Annotated in this window: 10 protein-coding genes; 2 read left to right on the top strand and 8 right to left on the bottom strand. The window is 73.1% G+C overall.

All coding sequences use genetic code 11. The features are described 5' to 3' along the window. Nucleotides 1–89: 89 nt before the first annotated feature. Nucleotides 90–830 (bottom strand): GntR family transcriptional regulator, encoded by a 741-nt coding sequence (locus tag GMA12_RS05295; RefSeq protein ID WP_156267866.1) that lies wholly within the window; start codon nt 828–830, stop codon nt 90–92. 224 nt (nt 831–1,054) lie between these two features. On the opposite strand from GMA12_RS05295, the gene GMA12_RS05290 reads away from it, so the two are divergent. After that, nucleotides 1,055–2,098: a Gfo/Idh/MocA family oxidoreductase gene (locus GMA12_RS05290; protein WP_156267864.1), complete on the top strand. Its 1,044-nt coding sequence runs from the start codon at nt 1,055–1,057 to the stop codon at nt 2,096–2,098. A 70-nt stretch (nt 2,099–2,168) separates the two neighbouring features. On the opposite strand, the gene purU is transcribed toward GMA12_RS05290, so the two are convergent. The 4 genes from purU to GMA12_RS05270 form a co-directional block, all read right to left on the bottom strand. Further along, the gene (gene purU / locus GMA12_RS05285; protein ID WP_156267862.1) at nt 2,169–3,041 is read right to left on the bottom strand and encodes a formyltetrahydrofolate deformylase; all 873 of its coding nucleotides are present in this window, start codon (nt 3,039–3,041) and stop codon (nt 2,169–2,171) included. 626 nt (nt 3,042–3,667) lie between these two features. Then, entirely contained in the window at nt 3,668–4,813 is a 1,146-nt protein-coding gene (locus GMA12_RS05280) for a VIT1/CCC1 transporter family protein (protein ID WP_156267860.1), read from the bottom strand. 242 nt (nt 4,814–5,055) lie between these two features. Continuing rightward, nucleotides 5,056–6,468: a TY-Chap domain-containing protein gene (locus tag GMA12_RS05275; protein ID WP_156267858.1), complete on the bottom strand. Its 1,413-nt coding sequence runs from the start codon at nt 6,466–6,468 to the stop codon at nt 5,056–5,058. 176 nt (nt 6,469–6,644) lie between these two features. Next, nucleotides 6,645–10,001, bottom strand: a complete 3,357-nt coding sequence (locus tag GMA12_RS05270; RefSeq protein WP_156267856.1) for a DEAD/DEAH box helicase — start codon at nt 9,999–10,001, stop codon at nt 6,645–6,647. Nucleotides 10,002–10,128: 127 nt separating this feature from the next. Here GMA12_RS05270 and GMA12_RS05265 point away from each other — a divergent pair, with 127 nt between their 5' ends. Next, nucleotides 10,129–13,254: a hypothetical protein gene (locus GMA12_RS05265; RefSeq protein ID WP_162459499.1), complete on the top strand. Its 3,126-nt coding sequence runs from the start codon at nt 10,129–10,131 to the stop codon at nt 13,252–13,254. Between the two features lie 92 nt (nt 13,255–13,346). On the opposite strand, the gene GMA12_RS05260 is transcribed toward GMA12_RS05265, so the two are convergent. From GMA12_RS05260 to betT, 3 genes are all read right to left on the bottom strand, one after another. After that, complete coding sequence (locus tag GMA12_RS05260; protein ID WP_156267854.1) at nt 13,347–14,960, bottom strand: GMC family oxidoreductase; 1,614 nt, start codon at nt 14,958–14,960, stop codon at nt 13,347–13,349. Between the two features lie 111 nt (nt 14,961–15,071). Beyond that, nucleotides 15,072–16,565, bottom strand: coding sequence for an aldehyde dehydrogenase family protein (locus GMA12_RS05255; protein WP_162459498.1), 1,494 nt, complete (start codon nt 16,563–16,565; stop codon nt 15,072–15,074). After that, nucleotides 16,562–18,706, bottom strand: coding sequence for a choline BCCT transporter BetT (betT, locus tag GMA12_RS05250; protein WP_156267852.1), 2,145 nt, complete (start codon nt 18,704–18,706; stop codon nt 16,562–16,564). The genes GMA12_RS05255 and betT overlap by 4 nt, the downstream gene beginning before the upstream one ends. Between the last annotated feature and the right edge of the window lie 92 nt (nt 18,707–18,798).

Genomic DNA, 18,798 nt, shown 5'->3' with positions numbered 1-18,798 from the left:
GCGGGCGTGGCCGAGCTGGTGGCCGAGCTCGTGGCGGAGCCGCGGGTCGGGGCGGCGGGATCCGGGGCGTGCGGAGCCCGGGCGGGGGCCTAGCGCTGGACGAGGGTCAGCTCGAAGGTGTACTTGTCCGCCCGGTACACGTGCCGGCCGGTCTCCACGGGGCGGCCCAGATCGTCCATGGCGGTGCGGTGCATGCTGACCAGCGCGGCACCGGGGTCGACGCGCAGCTGCTCCGCCTGGAACGCGTCGGCCGAGACGGCGCCCACCCGCTGGTGGGCCAGCTGGAAGTTGACGCCCTGACCGCGCATGAGGGAGTAGAGCCCCTCCTCGGCCAGCCGGTCCCGGCTGAGCTCGCACAGCGCGCGCGGGATCCAGTTCTCCATGAGCGCGAGCGGTTCCCCGTCCGTGCAGCGCAGCCGCACGAGGTGGTAGACCTCGTCCCCGGGCTGCATCCCCAGCAGCAGGGCCACCTCCTCGTCGGCGGGCACCACGGCGAAGTCCAGCACGTCGGTGCTGGGCGCGCTGCCGCTGCGCCGGAGATCCTCGTGCAGGCTCGTCAGCTCGAGGGAACGGCGCACCTGGGTGCCCACCACCTGCGTGCCCACCCCGCGCTTGCGCACCAGCAGCCCGGCGCGCACCAGCTGGTCCATCGCCTTGCGCATGGTGGGGCGGGAGAGGTTGAGGCTGTTCGCCAGGTCGATCTCGTTGTCGAGCTTCGTCCCGGGCGGGAGCTCTCCGCTGCGGATCGCGTCCTCGAGCCCCTGCGCCACCTGGTGGTAGAGCGGGACGGGGGAGGACTTGTCGACCGTGAGACGGAGTGGGCCGGACATGGTGTGCCTCCAGGGGTGGGCCGGGCGGGGACGGATGGCGCTGCTGTCCATTGTGTCCGGGGAGATGTGAATATGTCCATACATTGTATTGACACCTGTGACTGGTGTCACCCAGGCTGGGGGCGGGACCGGGGGGACGCCCTGCCCGGCCCGGCCGGCCGCCCCTCCTCCCCATCCAGCGCCCGGCACCGGACCCGGGCCTCAGCCCTGCGCGAAGGAGCACCATGGAGCAGATCACCCTCGGACTCGTCGGCGTCGGCCGCATCGGCGTCATGCACGCCGAGAACCTCGCCGCCCTCAACCAGGAGCTGAACCCGCGGGGGATCGACGTCCGGCTGGTGCTGACGGACGTCGCCGCCGCGCACGCCCGGTCGGTGGCCGAGCGGCTGGGGGCCCGGTTCCTGCCCTCCGTGGCGGAGCTGCTGGCGTCCGGGGTGGACGGACTGGTCGTGGCCACCGGGACGGCGACCCATCCGGGGCTGATCCGGGCCGGCGTGGACGCGGGCGTGCCGGTGTTCTGCGAGAAGCCCGTGGCCCTGGACGTGGCGGACTCGCTGCCGGTGCTCGAGCACGTCCGGGCGGCGGGCGGGACCGTGCAGATCGGCCACCAGCGCCGCTTCGACGCGGGCTACCTGCGCGCCCGGGAGGCCCTCGCGGCCGGCGAGCTGGGCTGGATCCACTCCCTGCGCGCCGTGACCTGCGACATGACCCCGCCCCCGGTGGAGTTCCTCGCCGCGTCGGGCGGGCTGTTCCGCGACTGCTCCGTGCACGACTTCGACATCCTGCGCTGGCTGACCGGCCGCGAGATCGTGGAGGTCTACGCGAAGGGCTCCAACAACGGTGATCCCGCCATCGGGGCCGCCGGGGACGTGGACACGGCGCTCGCCGTGGTGACCTTCGACGACGGCACCGTGGGCACGGTCTCGGCCGGCCGGTACAACGGAGCGGGCCACGACGTGCGCCTGGAGATCCAGGGGTCCCGGGCCTCGCTGGCCGTGGGCCTGGACGACCGGACCGCGGTGCGCTCGGCCGAACCGGGCGTGAGCTTCCCCGCGGGCGCCCCGCACCGGACCTTCGCGGAGCGCTTCGCCCCGGCCTACCGGGCGGAGATGGTCGCCTTCGTGGAGCTCGTCCTGGGCCGCCGGCCCAACCCGTGCCCCCCGGAGGACGCCGTGGCCGCCGCGCGGGTGGCCGACGCCGCGCAGGAGTCGCTGCGCACCGGCGTCCCGGTGCGGGTGGCCGCTGACCCGGTGCGCAGCGCCGGATAGGACCGGTGGCCGGCCCGGCCGGCGCCGCGGCCGGGCCGGGACGCCACCGGCCGCGGCGCCGGCCGCACGGTCAGACCAGGACGATGGTGCGGTTGCCGGAGAGCACCACGCGTCCCTCGGCGTGCCACTTCACGGCCCGCGAGAGGGCCTGCATCTCGGCGTCGCGGCCAACCGCCACCAGGTCCGCGGGCGTGTGGGCGTGGTCCACGGGGATGACGCGCTGGGCGATGATCGGGCCCTCGTCCAGGTCCGACGTCACGTAGTGGGCCGTGGCGCCCACCATCTTCACGCCCCGCGCGTAGGCCTGGTGATAGGGCTTGGCGCCCTTGAACGAGGGCAGGAACGAGTGGTGGATGTTGATGCACCGGCCCGAGAGCTCGCGGGTCAGCTCGTCCGAGAGGACCTGCATGTAGCGGGCCAGCACCACGAGCTCGACGTCGTAGCGCTCGACCAGCCCCAGCAGCTTCGCCTCCGCCTGCGGTTTGTTCTCCGCGGTGACGGGCACGTGGTGGAACGGCACGTCGTGCCACTCGACGAGGCTCTTGTGGTCGAGGTGGTTGGAGACCACGGCCACGATCTCGATGGGCAGCTCGCCGATCCGGGTGCGGTGGAGCAGGTCGGTGAGGCAGTGCGAGAACCGGGAGACCATCACGAGCACCCGGGTCCTGCGCTGCGCCGAGACCAGGCGGAACCGCATGTCGTGCTGCTCGGCCACCGGCGCGAACGCCTCCGTCAGGGACTCCACGGTGGCCGTCCCGGCCTCGCTGACGGTGTGGCAGCGGATGAAGAACTCGTCGGTGAAGCGGTCGGAGAAGTGCTTGACGTCGAAGATGTCGCAGCCCTGTTCCGTCAGGTTCGACGTGATGGCGCTGACGAGCCCGTGGGCCTCGGGGCAGTGGACGGTCAGGACGTGTTCGACGGTCCCCGGGACCTGGTCGGGCATGGCGGAGCTCCTCGGCGCTGGGCAGGTGGTGGGCCGCGCGGCACGGCATCGGCCGGTGCGGCCCTACGATCCTAGCCCGCGCGGCCGGAGGCGCCGGACGGCGGGAGCGGCGCCACGGGCTCGGTGCCGAGCGGGCGCGGTGTAGACCGATGGCCGCGGGAACGGGCGGTAGGAGTCCGCCCGGCGCGGGGAGAGATGCGCCTCGCTTCGGAGGACCCGCGGCCATCGGCAGGCGTTGCACGCCTCAACAGAGGAGAGCCGTGGGCTGAGCGGCTTTCAGAGCGCGGGCGCCGGAGACGGTGCACCCCCCAGTGCGTCCGAATCGGTCGTGCCTGCGCAATTTCCCCCATTGCTGTGGTTCTCACCACGATCGCAACTTTATCTGACCCGGCGCCGTGTCGGCACCCGGTGTCCCCAGGAAATCTCCAGGGAGCCGCCCGGCGGCCCCGCCGCCGGGCGGCGGCGGGGCCGCGTCCCGTGCTCCCGGCCGGGCGCTGCCGCGGCAATTCGCGTCTGACCAGCACGTCCGTGCGCCGGGCCCGGAGCGAACAGCGTGGCACCCGCACCGCGCTGTCCGCTCAAGTGGGGACAGGCAGGAGGGGCCTTCGGGGCGGGAGCGTGGCGTCTCAGGCCACGGTCGTGTTGAAGAGCAGGCCCAGGACGTAGGTGGCCAGGGCGGCCCCGTAGCCGATGGCCAGCTGGCGGAGACCCCGCTTCCAGGGGGAGGCCCCGGAGAGCAGGCCGACCAGTCCGCCGGTCACCAGCAGGGCGAGGCCGACCAGCACGAGCGCCAGGGCCATCGCGGGGAACCCCGTCAGTCCCACGAGGTAGGGCAGGATCGGGATGACGGCCCCCGAGGCGAAGAAGCAGAAGCTGGACGCCGCGGCCCCCAGGTCGGTGCCCAGCGCCACGTGCTCCTGCTGCGCGGGCTCGTCCTCGGCCGGGTCCTGGAAGGAGCGGGACGGGTCGCAGTCGCACTCGAAGAAGCCCAGGCGCTCCGCCGCCCGGTGCTCGGCGGCCTCCTCGCTCATGCCCCGGGCACGGTAGATGAGCACGAGCTCGTTGGCGTCCAGATCCAGGTTCGGGGCGACGTGCAGGGTGACCTGGGTCGGCTGGGAGGCGTCGAGCAGCTCCCGCTGGGAGCGCACGGAGACGAACTCCCCGGCCCCCATGGACAGGGCTCCCGCGAGCAGGCCGGCGATCCCGGCGAAGAGCACCATCGCGGGGGACGTGCCGGTGGCGCCCACGCCCATGACCAGCGCGAGGTTGGACACGAGGCCGTCGTTGGCGCCGAACACCGCCGCCCGGAAGTTGCCGGAGAGCTTGTGCCGGCCCTCGGTGGCCAGGGCCCGGACGATCTCCTCGTGCACCGCCTCGTCGGCGGCCATGGCGTCGGACGCGTCCTGCTCCCCGTCGTAGGGCGAGCGGCTCTCGGCGCGCTGGAGCAGGGCCAGGACGAAGACGGAGCCGAAGTGGGAGGCGAGGAAGATCAGCAGCCGCGAGTACAGGGACGGGCGGGCGTCGGTGGCGGCGTGCGGGCCGAGCAGCTGCACCCAGTGCTCGGCGTGGCGCTGCTCGGCCTCCGCGACCCGGTGCAGGATCTCCGCCTCCCGGCCGGTGCTGCGGGCGGCCAGCAGGCGGTAGATGCGGGCCTCGGCCCGCTCCTCCGCGAGGTACTTGCGCCAGCGCCGGATCTGGCCGCGCTCCGGCGGTCCCGGCCGGGGAGGGCGTTGCCCGGGAGCGGGGGAGGGGGCTGTCTGTTCGGGGCTCATGGGGGCCTTCCTCGGGCCCGTCGCGGCGCACGGCGCGCGGGGGCCCGACCGGGGACGGGGGTGGTCCGGAAGGTCTCGTTCGCCCGCCGGTGCGGGTGGGCTGCCGGGACTCCTCGTCGAGACCGGGATGGCGACAGACCGACGGGTGCGCGGCACCCGGGAACTACTCCCCTTCGCTTCCCGACGAGTGTAGACCGGCGGCCCCGGCCCCTCGTTTCGGTGCACCGAAGGGGCGCGGGAGGTCAGGAGTCGATGCTGTCCGCGGCGTCCGGGGCCGGCCACCGGTGGCCCTCGGGGGCGATCACGGAGCTCTCCTCCCGCGTCTCGGCGGGGAAGGAGCCCACCCCCCAGTGGAACCGGTAGGGATCGGAGCAGCCCCAGCCGAAGCGCAGTCCCTCGACCAGCTTCTGCGCCGCCTCCGGGAAGCCCAGCGGGCCGGTCGTCCAAGGCTGGTTCCAGGCCGAGGGCTCGTTCCACTCGTCCTCGTGGAAGAACGTGGCGTCCACGGGCCAGGCCGCGTGCGTCAGCTGGCCGCCGGAAACCACGGAGCACTCCACGCCGTGGGGTCCCACCCCGGCCCACGCGACCGGAGCCTCCGAGCGGTCGTCGTAGCGCTCGTACTCGATCACGAGGAAGTCGTTCCAGGGCAGCCGGGCGAGCACGGTGGCGATGAGCCGCCGCAGGTCCTCCCACACGTCCTCGTCGACGACCTCGGCCGCCGTGCCGGGGCCGACCACGCCGATCCCCGCGCGGCCCAGCATCTCCTGGGCCTCGGGGGTGGCCAGGTCGGACCAGGTCCGCGTGTCCGAGAAGCCCTCACCGACCGGCTCCCCGGCCGGCTGGCGGGTCGAGGCGAAGCGCATGGCCTCCTCCCAGGAGCCGAAGAACCGCCGGACGCCGTCGAAGTAGGGCCGGCGCGTGCTGGAGGCCTCCTGCTCGACCACCCAGCGGCCGTACCGGGCCGTGGTGGGGTGGTGGCCGGCGCTGCGGCAGTGGGTGAGGAAGGCCGTCACCGCCGCGGCGTACTCGTCCTCCGTGAAGACGTGCTCGTGGGCGGGCTCGGTGCCGGCCCGCAGGCCGATCCGCTCGAGGGCCGCGTCCCAGTGCCCACCGCCCAGGCGCTGGGCGACCACGCGCTCGGGAACGGGCCAGTAGTGGGCGATGCCGCACAGGAAGTTCGCGTCCGTGCACAGGCTCAGCCGGGCGAGCTCGTAGGCGTGCGCGCTGAGCGGCCGGCAGGCTGCCTTCTCGGCGCAGTGCTGCTGGGCCGCGCCGATGAGCGCCAGGGTCCGCTGCGTCAGGGTGCCGTCGGGGTCCGCGCCGGCCAGCAGCGCGGTGACGTCGCGCACCACGTCGGTGCTGAGGTGCAGGGCGGCGTAGTCGCGGGCGGGGCCGAGGCCCAGGTGCTGCGCCATGACGAGCCAGACGCCGGCGCCCACGGCGCCGTCGTTGACCTCGGGGGCCGTGGACTCCTGCGGGAAGCGCTGGCCCAGCTCGGCGATCGCCGCGTCCAGCAGGACGGTGGACTCCTCCGGGAACAGGAGCTGGAAGCGCATCCGCACCTGTCCGCGCGTCATGCCGCGGTCGGCCATGGCACGGATCAGGGAGCCATAGCGCTGCACGAAGGCTGCGAGGCCCGCCACGGCGTGGGGCATGGAGGGTCCTCCGGTCGGTCGGTCGTCGGGTGCCCGGTCGGGGAGACCGGGTAGGGGCGTCCCACGGGAAGCGGGGGGCGCACTGTCGATCCTAGTCGGTGGCGGGTGGTTCCCGGCTGTCCCGGGGGATTGTGACCGGCGCATGACGGCAGCGCTCCCGCCGGCAAAGCCCCAGGTCAGGGGGCGATCAGCCCCCGGATGTCCTCGGCCGTGAGCGCGCTGGAGAACATCCGGTCGTCGTCCAGCACAGCGGTGAACAGCCGGGCCTTGCGCTCCTTGAGCGCCATGACCTTCTCCTCGATGGTGTCCCGGGCGACGAGCCGGTAGACCATGACCTTCTTCTGCTGGCCGATGCGGTGGGTGCGGTCCACGGCCTGCTCCTCCGTGGCGGGGTTCCACCACGGGTCGAGCAGGAAGCAGTAGTCGGCCTGGGTGAGGTTCAGCCCGAAGCCGCCCGCCTTGAGGCTCACCAGGAACACGGGCGCCTCCCCGGAGGTGAAGCGCTCGAGCACCCGCGCCCGGTCGGTCGTCGAGCCGTCCAGGTAGGCGTAGGGGATCCTCAGCTCGTCCAGGCGGGCCGCGGCCTTCTTGAGGAAGCTCGTGAACTGGCTGAACACCAGCGGGCGGTGGCCCTCGGCCACGATCTCCGGCAGGTGCTCGAAGAGCAGGTCCAGCTTGCTCGAGGAGACCTCCGCCTCGGGGTCCACGAGGGAGGCGTCGAGGCTCAGCAGGCGCAGCGTGGTCAGGGACTGGAAGATCGTGAACCGGTTCCGGTCCAGGTCCCGCAGCAGTCCCAGGACCTTCTGCCGCTCGCGCTGCAGACGGGTGTCGTAGAGCCGGCGGTGGGCGGGGGAGAGCTCCACCTCGATGGTCTGCTCGAGCTTCGGCGGCAGCTCCAGGTCCACGGATTCCTTGGTGCGCCGGAGCATGAGCGGCTTCACGCGCCGGCGCAGGCGGGCCAGCGCCGCGGCGTCCTCCCCGCGCTCGATGGGGCGCTGGTAGGTCTCGGTGAACTTCCGCCGCGACGGGAACAGGCCCGGCGCCGTCAGGGACAGCAGCGCCCACAGCTCCACGAGGCTGTTCTCCAGGGGGGTGCCCGTGATCGCGAGCGTGAACGGGGTCTCGAGGTCCCGGACCGCCCGGTGCGCCTTGGTCCGGGGGTTCTTGACGAACTGCGCCTCGTCGAGCAGCACCCCCGCCCAGGGGATGCCCCGGTAGGCGCTCTCGTCCAGGCGCAGCAGCGTGTACGAGGTGACGACCACGTGGGCGCCGGCGGCGGTGTCCGCGAGCGCGGTGCCGGCCTTGGCCTGGGTGTCGGTCACGCCCACGGCCGTGAGGGACGGGGCGAAGCGGCGGATCTCAGCCACCCAGTTGGGGACCACGGAGGTGGGCGCCACCACGAGGAAGGGCGGGAGGTCCGGGTCGCGCTCGACGGCGCGGCAGATCAGGGCGATCGCCTGGACCGTCTTGCCCAGACCCATGTCGTCGGCGAGGATGCCGCCGAGCCCGTGGTCCCACAGCACGCTCAGCCAGGAGAAGCCGTCGCGCTGGTACGGGCGCAGCTCGGCGTGCAGGGACGCCGGCACGGCGGGCGCCTCGAGCGTCTCGAGCTCCAGGAGGGAGCGCACCGACGCCCGCCAGGCCTCGGCCTGGTCCGTCTCGGCCGCGAGGTCCTCGAACTCCTCCCACAGCCCCGCCTGGTGGCGGTGGATCCGCAGCGGGCCCTCCGGGGTCTCCTGCAGGGAACGGGCCTCGGCGATGAGCTCGCGCAGCCGGTCGAACTCGGGCCGGTCCAGGGAGAACCACGACCCGTCCGGGGCCAGCATCACGTCCTGGCCGAGGTCCAGGGCGCGGAAGACGTCGGCGAAGGAGATGTAGAACTCGCCCACCTTGACCGTGACCCCGAGGTCGAACCAGTCGCGGCGCTCCGTGGGGGCGGTGCTGACGGTGATGGTGGGCGGGTCGGTGATCTGCTGATAGGCCGGGCGCCCGCCGGTGTGCTCAACCCGCAGGTCCGGGATCTTCTCCAGGGCGGGCAGCCACTGCCGCACGAGCACCAGGGCGTCCGCCGCCACGTAGCTGGAGCGGCGGAGGTCCACGCCCGGGGCGCGGTGCCGGACCGCGGCGGTGACGGCGGTCTCCCAGGAGGACTCGCGGTGCACCGGCTCGTCGGCGAGCGGGTCCACCGGGCGGAAGGGCAGCCGGACCCGGTCCCGGCCCTTCTGGTACTCCCACTCCCACCGGGCGCGGATGGTCAGCTCCTGGTGCTCCAGGGTGAGCACCAGCTCGGGGTCGGCGACCTGCGGCAGCTCGATGGACCCGTCCCCGTTGTCCACGTCCATGCTCCGGTGCAGGCGGGGGAAGTAGCGGTCGAAGAACTCCTCCACCTCGTCCGGGGGGATCGTCAGACCGCCCGCGGTGTCCAGGAACCGCCGCTGCTCCCGGGTGAGCCGGGTGGCCAGGGGCACCAGGCGCAGCGGGAAGACGTTGAGGTCCTCGGTGTCCGCGACGTCCCGGGGGTCCCCGTCCGGGGCGAACAGCCCGTGCCCGGGGTCGCCGATGATCCGGGCGGTGTCCAGCGCGATCCGGCGTCCGCCGCTGTCCACGGTGGGCCGCAGCTGCAGGTCCTTCCCGGGGCCGCGGACGACGTCCACGTGGAAGCGTCCCGGCTCCTCGACCGTCACCGGCAGCCCGTGCTCCCGGCCGACCAGGGCGATCCCGGCGTCCTCGGCGCGGGCGAGGATGCCCCACAGCAGCGGTGAGGCGTAGGAGTCCAGGCGGATCCAGTGCCGGTCGTGCACCGCGTAGGGGGTGCGGGTGGCGCTCAGCGCCCGGAGCTCGTCGAACCAGTCCGCCTGGCCGGGACTCAGCGGCCCGGCGCCGGGATCCCCGCCGACGGTCTCCCAGTCCAGCCCGCCCTTGATCCACTGGCCCCGGCGGCCCCTGCGGACCGGCCGCACGTAGAGGTGCCACGGGGAGCCCGCGCGGCCCGTGCCGTGCACGTAGCGGTAGGGCTCGCGGCGCAGGTCGAACTCCAGCGCCACCCCGGACGGGTCCTCCGGGGCCGGGGCGGCCGGTCCCGCGCCGCCGAGGATCTCGGCCAGGGCGTCCTTCCAGTCCGCCTGCTCTTCCCGGCCGGTGGCCGTGCCGCCCGCAGCCGTGTCCCCGGTCGCGGCCCGGCCCCCGGGGGAGAGGGGTGCCGCGCTGCCGCCGGGCCGGTGGGCGCGCACGGCGGTCTCGAAGTTGTGGCGCAGCACCGTGGCGACGGCGTGCTTGCAGAAGCCCCCGGCGGGGCAGCTGCACCACGCCGGCCCCGGGGCGCCGCCGGTGCCGACGCGCACGGTGACGCTGTACACGGAGCCCGAGCCCTCCACCTCGGCGGAGAGGCTGCCCGCCCCCTGGGTCCCCGGGGACCACCGCACCGTCCGGACACGCCCGGCACGGAAGTACTCCTGGCCGCGCTGGAAGACGGCCGGCCCGGAGGCGGCCACGAGCCGCCGGGCGTCCACGAGGGGACCGGGGAGGGATTGCATCCCCCCACCGTATCCGCCCGCGCGGACGAACCACGAGCGTGCGGAGGCCCCCCGCGGGCTATCTATAATCGAGGCGACCCCTCGAACGACGACAGCGGCCCCACGTGCGGCCGCGGACGGAGGACTCGTGCCCGACACTGCTGGGCTCCACCTCGGAGACCATGCCATTGCCGACAGTGCCGAGGAGCTCGCCTACCTCCGGTGGAACGACGCCGTCTGCGCGGCCTTCTTCGGCCCGGAGCGGGCGGGGGAGCTGATCTACCTCGACCTCGACGACAAGGTCCTCGCCGCGATCGGCGAGGAGCGCGGGCTCGACGGGCCCTCGGCGCTGCGGGCGCTCGCGGACTCCGTCACCCCCCTGCTGGTGACCGGGGACGGCCGGCGCTCCGTGTTCGACGTGTTCAACCGCCTCAACGGCCAGTGGTACCGCGCCACCCGCCGCAGCCTGGACTCCATCGCGGAGATCCCGCCGCCGCCCGTCGTCGCGCTGCTGGCGCTGTTCGCGCTCGCCGGGCGGCACATGTCCACCCTGGCGGCGCGCACGGGCAACAAGTCCGTCTCGACCTTCTTCCTGCCGCTGACCGTGCTGCTGCAGGCCGGCCCGGACAACGCCAAGGCCCTGGAGTCCTCGTTCAAGAAGGACACCGAGGCGTACTGGGACGCGCTGCGCTACTGGCTGGAGCTGCGCGACGGCGAGATCGGGCTGCCCACGGCGTACGCGGTGAACCAGCGGCCCGTGGGGCTCGCGCTGTCCCAGACGATGTTCGGGGAGGCCGAGCGCCGCCAGCTGCACCGGATGTTCGAGGACCTGGGGATGACCACCGCCCAGGGTCTGTCCGCGGCAGAGCTCGGGGTCTATCTCGACTTCTGGCTGGACATGGCCGAGACCAAGGCCTCGAAGGCCATGAAGCAGGTCTGGGCGAACCCGCTGACCCGGGAGCCGGGATTGGAGATCGCCCTCGCCGAGCTCGCCGTGTGGGAGCAGTCCCGCGAGCAGGCCCGCGCCGAGGTCCGCGCGCACGTCCGCGGCCCCGGCCGCAGCGCCGTCAAGTCGTGCTCGCTGTCCCTGGCGGACAGCACCGACTACGTGGGCAACCCCGTGTTCGAGCTCGGCTTCGTGGTGCCCAAGCGGTTCCTCTCCGGCCGGGAGGTGGAGCTGGAGACCACCGCGGGTCCCCGCACCGTGTTCCTGTCCTTCATCGGGGACGCCTTCCTGGGCGTGTCGGCCTACACTGCCCGGACGGACCCGGGGACGCTGCTGGGCGGGGCGCTGCGGCTCAGCGCCGGGGACGTGCGCTTCGAGCGCAATCCGCGGCCGGTCGTCATCTTCGCCAAGGACGGGTTCTCGGACACCTTCATCTCGGTGGACCACATCCCCGCGGCCTGGCCCTGCCGGATCATGGTCCGGGACGAGCCGGAGTGGATCGCCCAGATCAAGCGCGTGCTCGACGACTCCGCGTCCCCGGACTACCGCTTCGTGGAGGCCGGCACGCACGGCCTCGCGGAGGGCTGGGTGATGTTCGACGACGTGCAGGTGCTGCGGGCGGGCAACCCGGAGCTCACCGCCAACGACAACTTCTCCGGCCTCGTGCCGCGGCTGGTGCCGGCGGTGACCCTCTCGGGGGGCCTGCGCATCCCCGGTGACGTGGTGCGGTGGTCCACGCAGCGGCCTCCGCAGGTGACGATCACCTCGGACTCGGACGTGCCGCTGACCGTGGAGTGCGAGTGGCGCAACCCGCACTCGTTCAAGCTGGAGAAGGCGAAGCTCGCCGAGTCCCGGGTGCCGCCGTTCCAGATCTCCCTCCAGGGCACGCCCCTGGCCCGGGCCGACGGGACGCTCAAGCCCAACGACTACACGCTGGTGCTCAAGGCCGGGCGCACGGTCAGGCAGCGCCGGGAGTTCAAGCTGCGGGACTCGTCCTTCTACCTGACCCAGCGCTCCCTCGGCTACGAGGGGGAGATGGTGCACGTGGCGGACGAGCCGCTGTGGCCGGTCACCGCCTCCACGGTGGGGCAGCTGCCCGAGCACTACGTGCAGGGCGCCTTCGACAACCTCCCCGCGCGCCCGGCGCCCGAGGAGCACGAGGTGCCGGGTGCCCCCGGCTGGCACTCCTCCGAGGGGCAGCTGCTGCTCGAGCGCACCAACGTGCTGCCCGAGCCGGAGGGACGCTCCTGCCTGGCCACCGGCCGGCACCGGATCGTGCTGCCCGCCATGGAGCCGAAGGCGAAGGCGCCCTGGATCTTCGGGCAGTGCGCCCAGTGCGGGCTGCAGAAGCGCTACCCCGGGCGGCTCACGAAGCCGTCGGCGATCACCTCCACCGGGTCCGTGGACGCGCTGCGCTTCATCGGTCCCGACGAGGGGGAGTACCCCACGTCCTGGGCGCCGTTCCGCGACGCCCTCACCTTCCTGGGCGGGGGCAAGCGCTCCAGCCTGTCGATCCTCGCCCGGCAGCTGGAGGACTCGGAGCGGTTCGAGGAGTGGTTCGTGGGCCACCTGCAGGCCCTGGGCTTCCTGGAGGTGGTCCGCGACGAGCACTGGACCGTGCGCCGCTGGCAGGTCTGCGGGCCGTCCCTGACCCAGCTCGTGGACGGCTCCGTGCTGCTCACCGGTGGGTGGACGCCGGAGAAGGAGGCCGTGGTGGCCGAGGCGGCCGCCGCGCAGGAGGCCTCCGTGGTGGTGCTCTCCCCGGAGGACCACGGGACGACCCTGCTGCAGGACGTGGACCTCGAGAAGCTGCAGGCGGCGCTGCCCGCGGGTTTCTGCGACGTGGTGCTCGACGCCGGGCCCGCGATGCTGGAGACCCTGCCCCCGCTGTCGGAGGTCGAGGAGCAGCTGCGGCGCGCGGAGATGCAGTACAACGGGGTCGCCGAGCGGTTCGTGCCCGAGGACGCCACCTGGGAGCCCACCGAGGACCGGAACCGGCCCGGGCTGTACCGGATCAACCACCACCACCGGACGCGCTACGCCTTCCGCACCCCGGCCGACGTCGAGTCCGGCCACGCGCGGTTCGTGGCCTCGGGCATCGGCAAGCACCTCGCGGCGCGGCAGGCCGGGGTGCCGATCGTCTCCTACGACCCCGAGCTGGAGCTGCTGTCCGTGCCCATCGGCGCGGAGCTGGCCGGGCTCTACGCCCGCGCCGCGGTGCTGTGCTCGGGACTGCTGCCCGCGAAGGTGGACGAGGACTTCTCGCTCAACTACGGGGACGTCTCCCCGGAGTTCGCCCAGGCGCTGGTCGACAAGCTGATGAGCTGAGCCGCTCCCGGCCGGGAACGGCGACGGGCCCCGGGTCGTCCGACCCGGGGCCCGTCCTCGTCCGCACCCTCGGGGCGCGGTCCGCTCCGCGGCTACGCGCTCGGGGCGCCCGCCCGGTCGCCGGCGTCCGCGGCGATCAGCTCGGCGGCCCGCTCACCGATCATGTAGACGGTGATGTTGGGGTTGACGGTCACCAGCTCCGGCATCACCGAGGCGTCGGCCACCCGCAGCCCGCGCACGCCCTTGACCCGCAGCTGCGGGTCCAGCGGGGACATCGCGTCGTCCACCGGGCCCATCCGGCAGGAGCCGGCCGGGTGGTAGACGGTGTTGTGGGTGCGGCGCACGTAGTCGGCGATCTCCTCGTCCGTCTGCACGTCCTCGCCCGGGAACAGCTCCCGCCCGGCCCACTCGGCCAGCGGGGACTGCGCCACGATCTCGCGGGCCCTGCGGATCCCGGCGGTCATGATCCGCATGTCGTAGCCCTCGGGGTCGGTGAAGTACCGGGGGTCGACCTTCGGCTTGTCCCGGAAGTCCCGCGAGCGCAGCCGCACGGTGCCGCGGGAGCGGGCGTGGGTGACGTTGGGGGTGAGGCAGAAGGCGTTGTCGGCGGTGGGGTAGCCCTGCCGGTAGGTGTGCATGTCGAAGTTGACGGAGCCGTAGTGCATCATCAGGTCCGGCCGGTCGCCCTCGGGGTCGACCCGGGTGAAGATCCCGGCCTCCCACCACTGGGTGGACTCGGTGACCATCGGCTTCCTCGCCTCCCACTGGATCACGCCCTCGGGGTGGTCCTGCAGGTGGGAGCCCACACCGGGGGAGTCCACGAGCACGTCCACGCCGACCTCGCGCAGGTGCTCGGCGGGGCCGATCCCGGAGAGCATCAGCAGCTTGGGGGTGTCGATGGCCCCGGCGGAGACGACCACCTCGCGGCGGGCGCGCACGGTGCGCGCGGTGCCGAAGGCGTTGTCGACGACCTCCACGCCCACGGCCCGGCCGTCCTCCACGACCACGCGCCTGGCCTGGGTGGAGTGCAGGACCGTGAGGTTTCCCCGGTCCGCGACGGGGTGGAGGTAGGACACCGAGGCCGAGGCGCGGGTGCCGTCCGGCCGGCGGTTGATCTGGAAGAAGTTCGCGCCCTCGACCACGGTCTTGCCGGTGTTGAACGGTGTGCGGGGGATGCCGGCCTGCTCGCAGGCCTCCAGCAGCGCGACGCCGCAGGGGTCGGCGTCGGGGATCTGCATCAGGTGCACGGGGCCGTCGTGGCCGTGGTGGGCGCCCCCGTCGTCGTTGGTCTCGAGCTTCTGGTAGAGCCGGAAGGCGGTCTCGGCGTTCCAGCCCTCGGCGCCGTGGACCTCCTCCCACTCGTCGAGGTCCTCGGCCGGGGCCCAGAACGCGATGCACGAGTTGTGGGAGGAGCAGCCGCCGAGCACCTTGGCCCGGGCCATGCGCATGAAGGAGTTGCCGTTCTCCTGCTCCTCGAGGGGGTAGTCCCAGTCGTAGCCGGACTCCAGCAGCTCCATCCAGCGGCTGAGGGTGAGCACCTCGTCGAGGTCCTGGTCGTGCGGGCCGGCCTCGACGAGCCCGACCGTCACGGCCGGGTCCTCGGACAGCCGCGCGGCGACGACGGCTCCGGCGGAGCCGCCGCCGACCACCAGGTAGTCGAACTCCTGCGGGGTCTCGGGGGCGGGGGTGGGGCTGGGCGTGCTCATGTCTCTCCTCGACGTCTCGGGGTCTCAGGGGTCTCGGGTCCGTGCGGGACCGCGGGCGCCGCGGCGTCGCCGTCCCGGGGTGGAGGGGGGGCGATGCCGGGCGGGCGCGGGTCAGCGCGCGGCGAACCAGCCGGTCACGGCGGGGGCGGTGTTCTGGTAGACGTGCTTGAGCTCCTGGTACTCGCCCAGGCCGGTGGGGCCGAGCTCACGGCCGATGCCGGACTGCTTCATCCCGCCCCACTCGGCCTGCGGCAGGTAGGGGTGGAAGTCGTTGATCCAGATCGTGCCGTGGCGCAGGCGGGCGGCCACCCGCTGGGCGCGCCCGGCGTCGGAGGTCCACACGGCCCCGGCGAGGCCGTAGATGGTGTCGTTGCCGATCTCCACCGCCTCGTCCTCGGTCGTGAAGGTCTCGACCGTGACGGTCGGGCCGAAGGCCTCGTCGTGCACGCAGTCCATCTCGCGGGTGCAGCGGTCGATCACCGTGGGCCGGTAGAAGAAGCCCTGCTCGAGGTCCAGCGAGCCGTCGGCGGACGTCCCCGTGGCGAACTCGCCGCCGGTGCGGATCCGCGCGCCCTGCTCCCGGGCGGACTCGACGTAGGCGTGCACCTTCTCCCGCTGGGCGGCCGAGATCAGCGCTCCGGTCTCGGCCTGCTCGTCGAAGGGCCCGCCGAGGCGGATGCCCTCGGCGCGGCGGACGAGCTCGTCGACGAAGCGCTCGGCGATCGACTCCTCGACCACCAGCCGCGCCCCGGCGGAGCAGACCTGTCCGGAGTGCACGAACGCGCCGTTGAGCGCGTTGTCCACGGCGGCGTCGAAGTCGGCGTCGGCGAAGACCACGTTGGGGTTCTTCCCGCCCAGCTCCAGGGCGATCTTCTTCACCGTGGGCGCGGCCGCGGCGGCGATCGCCCGGCCGGTCAGCACCCCGCCGGTGAAGGAGACCAGGTCCACGTCCGTGTGGACGGCCAGCGGCGCGCCGGCCGCGGCGCCGGCGCCGAGCACGAGGTTGGCCACGCCGTCGGGCAGGCCGACCTCCTGGAGGACCTGCATCATCAGGATCGCCGTGTGCGGGGTGAGCTCGGCGGGCTTGAGCACGAAGGTGCACCCGGCGGCGAGCGCCGGGGCGATCTTCCAGGCGGCCTGCAGCAGCGGGTAGTTCCAGGGCGTGATCAGCCCGCACACGCCCACGGGCTCGGTGACGACCGTGGACACCACGGTCGGGTCCCCGGCGTCGACGACGCGGCCGGCGTGCTCGGCGGCGTTCTTGCCGAACCACGTGAAGCAGGCGGCGATGTCGTCCATGTCGATCTCGGACTCCACCAGCCGCTTGCCGGTGTCGAGGGACTCGGCGCGGGCGAACTCGTCCTTGCGCTCGCGCAGGCGGGCGGCGACCCGCAGCAGCAGGTCCCCGCGCTCCGGGCCGGGCACCGAGGACCAGCGGCCGTCGTCGAAGGCGCGGCGGGCCGCGGCGACGGCGCGCTCGGTGTCCTCGGCCGTGGCCTCGGCCACGATCCCGACCTCGGTGCCGTCGGCGGGGCAGACGATGGCGCGGGTGCCGCCGGCGGCGGCGGCCGTCCAGCGTCCGTCGATGAACAGGGTCTCGGTCACGGGTGTGCCTCCTTCGTCACCGCGGGGGTCTGCCCCGTCGGCACGTCGTGGATGTCGGTGGACCAGTCGGGGTGCCCCTCGGCGCCGGCCTGGATCTTGGACGGCCCGGTGTGGATGCTCAGGAAGGCCAGGTGGGCCTCCCAGTTGTCGAGGACGTCGTTGATGAGCTGCTCGCGGTTCCAGTCCATGACGTCGGTGCCCTGCGAGCCGGTCTCGTTGAAGACCTCCAGGCGGTAGTAGAGGTCCGAGTCGGGGTTGGTGCGGAACCCGCCGAAGGCCGGGACCGGGGTGGCCACGGGGTAGATCTGGTAGCAGAAGTCCCGGTCGTCGCCCATCGGCACGGTCAGCGTGTACTCGGACAACCCCTGGTAGCCGACCTCCGAGCTGGACAGCTCGGCGGCATGGCCCTGGGTGCAGAACTCCTCGACGACCTCGGCCAGGGCGGGGGCCAGCACCTGCTCCTCGTAGCGGCGCACCGCGCGCGGGCCCGGGAAGGAGCCGATGCGGGTGAGCCGGCGCCGCCACTGGCTGTCGGGGCCGGGGGTGCGGGAGGCCGTCACGGAGCGGCGGGTCGCGGAGCGGCCCTCGCGCTGGGAGCGCTCGGCGCGCAGGGCCTTCCAGAACCCGATCATCACGAGGTACATCACGATGGAGAAGGGCAGGCCGATGATCAGCGTGGCGGCCTGCAGGGTCGGCACCCCGCCCACGAGCAGCATGGCCAGGGTGAGCAGGCCGGTGGCCGCGGCCCAGAACACGCGCAACCACTTGGGCCCGTCCTGCGTGGGGTCCTGGATGGTCGAGGTGAACGTGGACATCACGAGCGCCCCGGAGTCGGCGCTGGTGACGTAGAACAGCAGCCCGGACAGGGTCGCGAGCGCGATGAGCAGCGGCGCTCCGGGGTACTGCTCGAGCAGGGAGTAGAAGGCCCGCTCGGGGGTGTTCATGGCGGCCTGTCCGAACGCGTCGTCGCCGCCGGTGACGATCTCCAGGGCGCTGTTGCCGAAGACCGAGACCAGGATCAGGATGAACACGAACGGCACGGTCAGGGTCGCGACCACGAACTCGCGCAGGGTGCGGCCGCGGGAGATGCGGGCCAGGAACAGCCCCACGAACGGCGCCCAGGCGATCCACCAGGCCCAGAAGAACAGGGTCCACCCGGCCATCCACTCCGCCGCCCCGGTGTAGGCGAAGGTGTCGAGGGCCATCGAGGGCAGCTCGGCCACGTAGTCGCCGAGGTTCTTCACGGTGGCGTCGAGCAGGAAGGACGTGCGCCCGGCGATCAGCACCCAGGCCACGAGGGCCACGGCCATCAGGACGTTGAGCTCGGAGAGCCGGCGGATGCCCTTGTCCACGCCGGAGACGCAGGAGGCGGTGGCCATGACCACGGCCACGACGATCAGGGCGGTCTGCGCGGCGATGCCCTCCTCGATCCCGAACAGCAGGTACAGGCCGTAGTTGAGCTGGACCACGCCGATGCCCAGAGAGGTGGCCACACCGAAGATCGTGCCCAGCAGCGCGGCGATGTCCACGGCGTCCCCGGCCCGGCCGTGCACCCGCCGGCCGATCAGCGGGTAGAGGGCCGAGCGGATGCTCAGCGGCATGTTCCACCGGTAGGCGAAGTAGCCGAAGGCCATGCCCATCAGGGCGTACATCGCCCAGCCGATCACGCCGTAGTGGAACAGCGTCCACACCACGGCCATGCGGGTCGCCTCGGCGGTCCCGCCCTCGCCGGCCGGCGGGCCGTAGTACTGGGTGACCGGCTCGGCCACGGAGAAGAACAGCAGGTCGATCCCGATCCCGGCCGCGAAGAGCATCGCGGTCCAGGTGAACAGGTTGTACTGCGGCTTGGAGTGGTCCGGGCCCATCTTGATGGTGCCCTCGCGGGAGACCGCGACGATCACCACGAACGCCGTCACCACGGCGGCGGTGAGCACGTAGAACCAGCCCATGTTGGTCGCGATCCAGCCGACCACGGCGGCGATCACCGTGGAGGCCTGCTCCGGGGCCAGGATCGCCCAGAGGGAGAACACGACGATGCTGACGCCCGAGCCGGCGAAGACGGCGCGGTTGACCTTGGGACGGGTCCGCGCGCTGGGCGGAGCCTCGCTCTCGGGAGCGGATGTGGACAGGGCAGCGGTCATGTCGGGTCCTCCTGAGAAGGGTGGTCCGGATCTCGTGGGGTCACCCACACTCCGGTCCGGGCGGACCGGGCGGAGCGGGACGTCGTCGTCCC

The sequence above is a fragment of the Kocuria sediminis genome, from assembly GCF_009735315.1.
In the GTDB taxonomy this organism is placed as follows: Bacteria; Actinomycetota; Actinomycetes; order Actinomycetales; family Micrococcaceae; genus Kocuria; species Kocuria turfanensis.
This window is presented reverse-complemented; position numbering and strand designations above follow the sequence as displayed.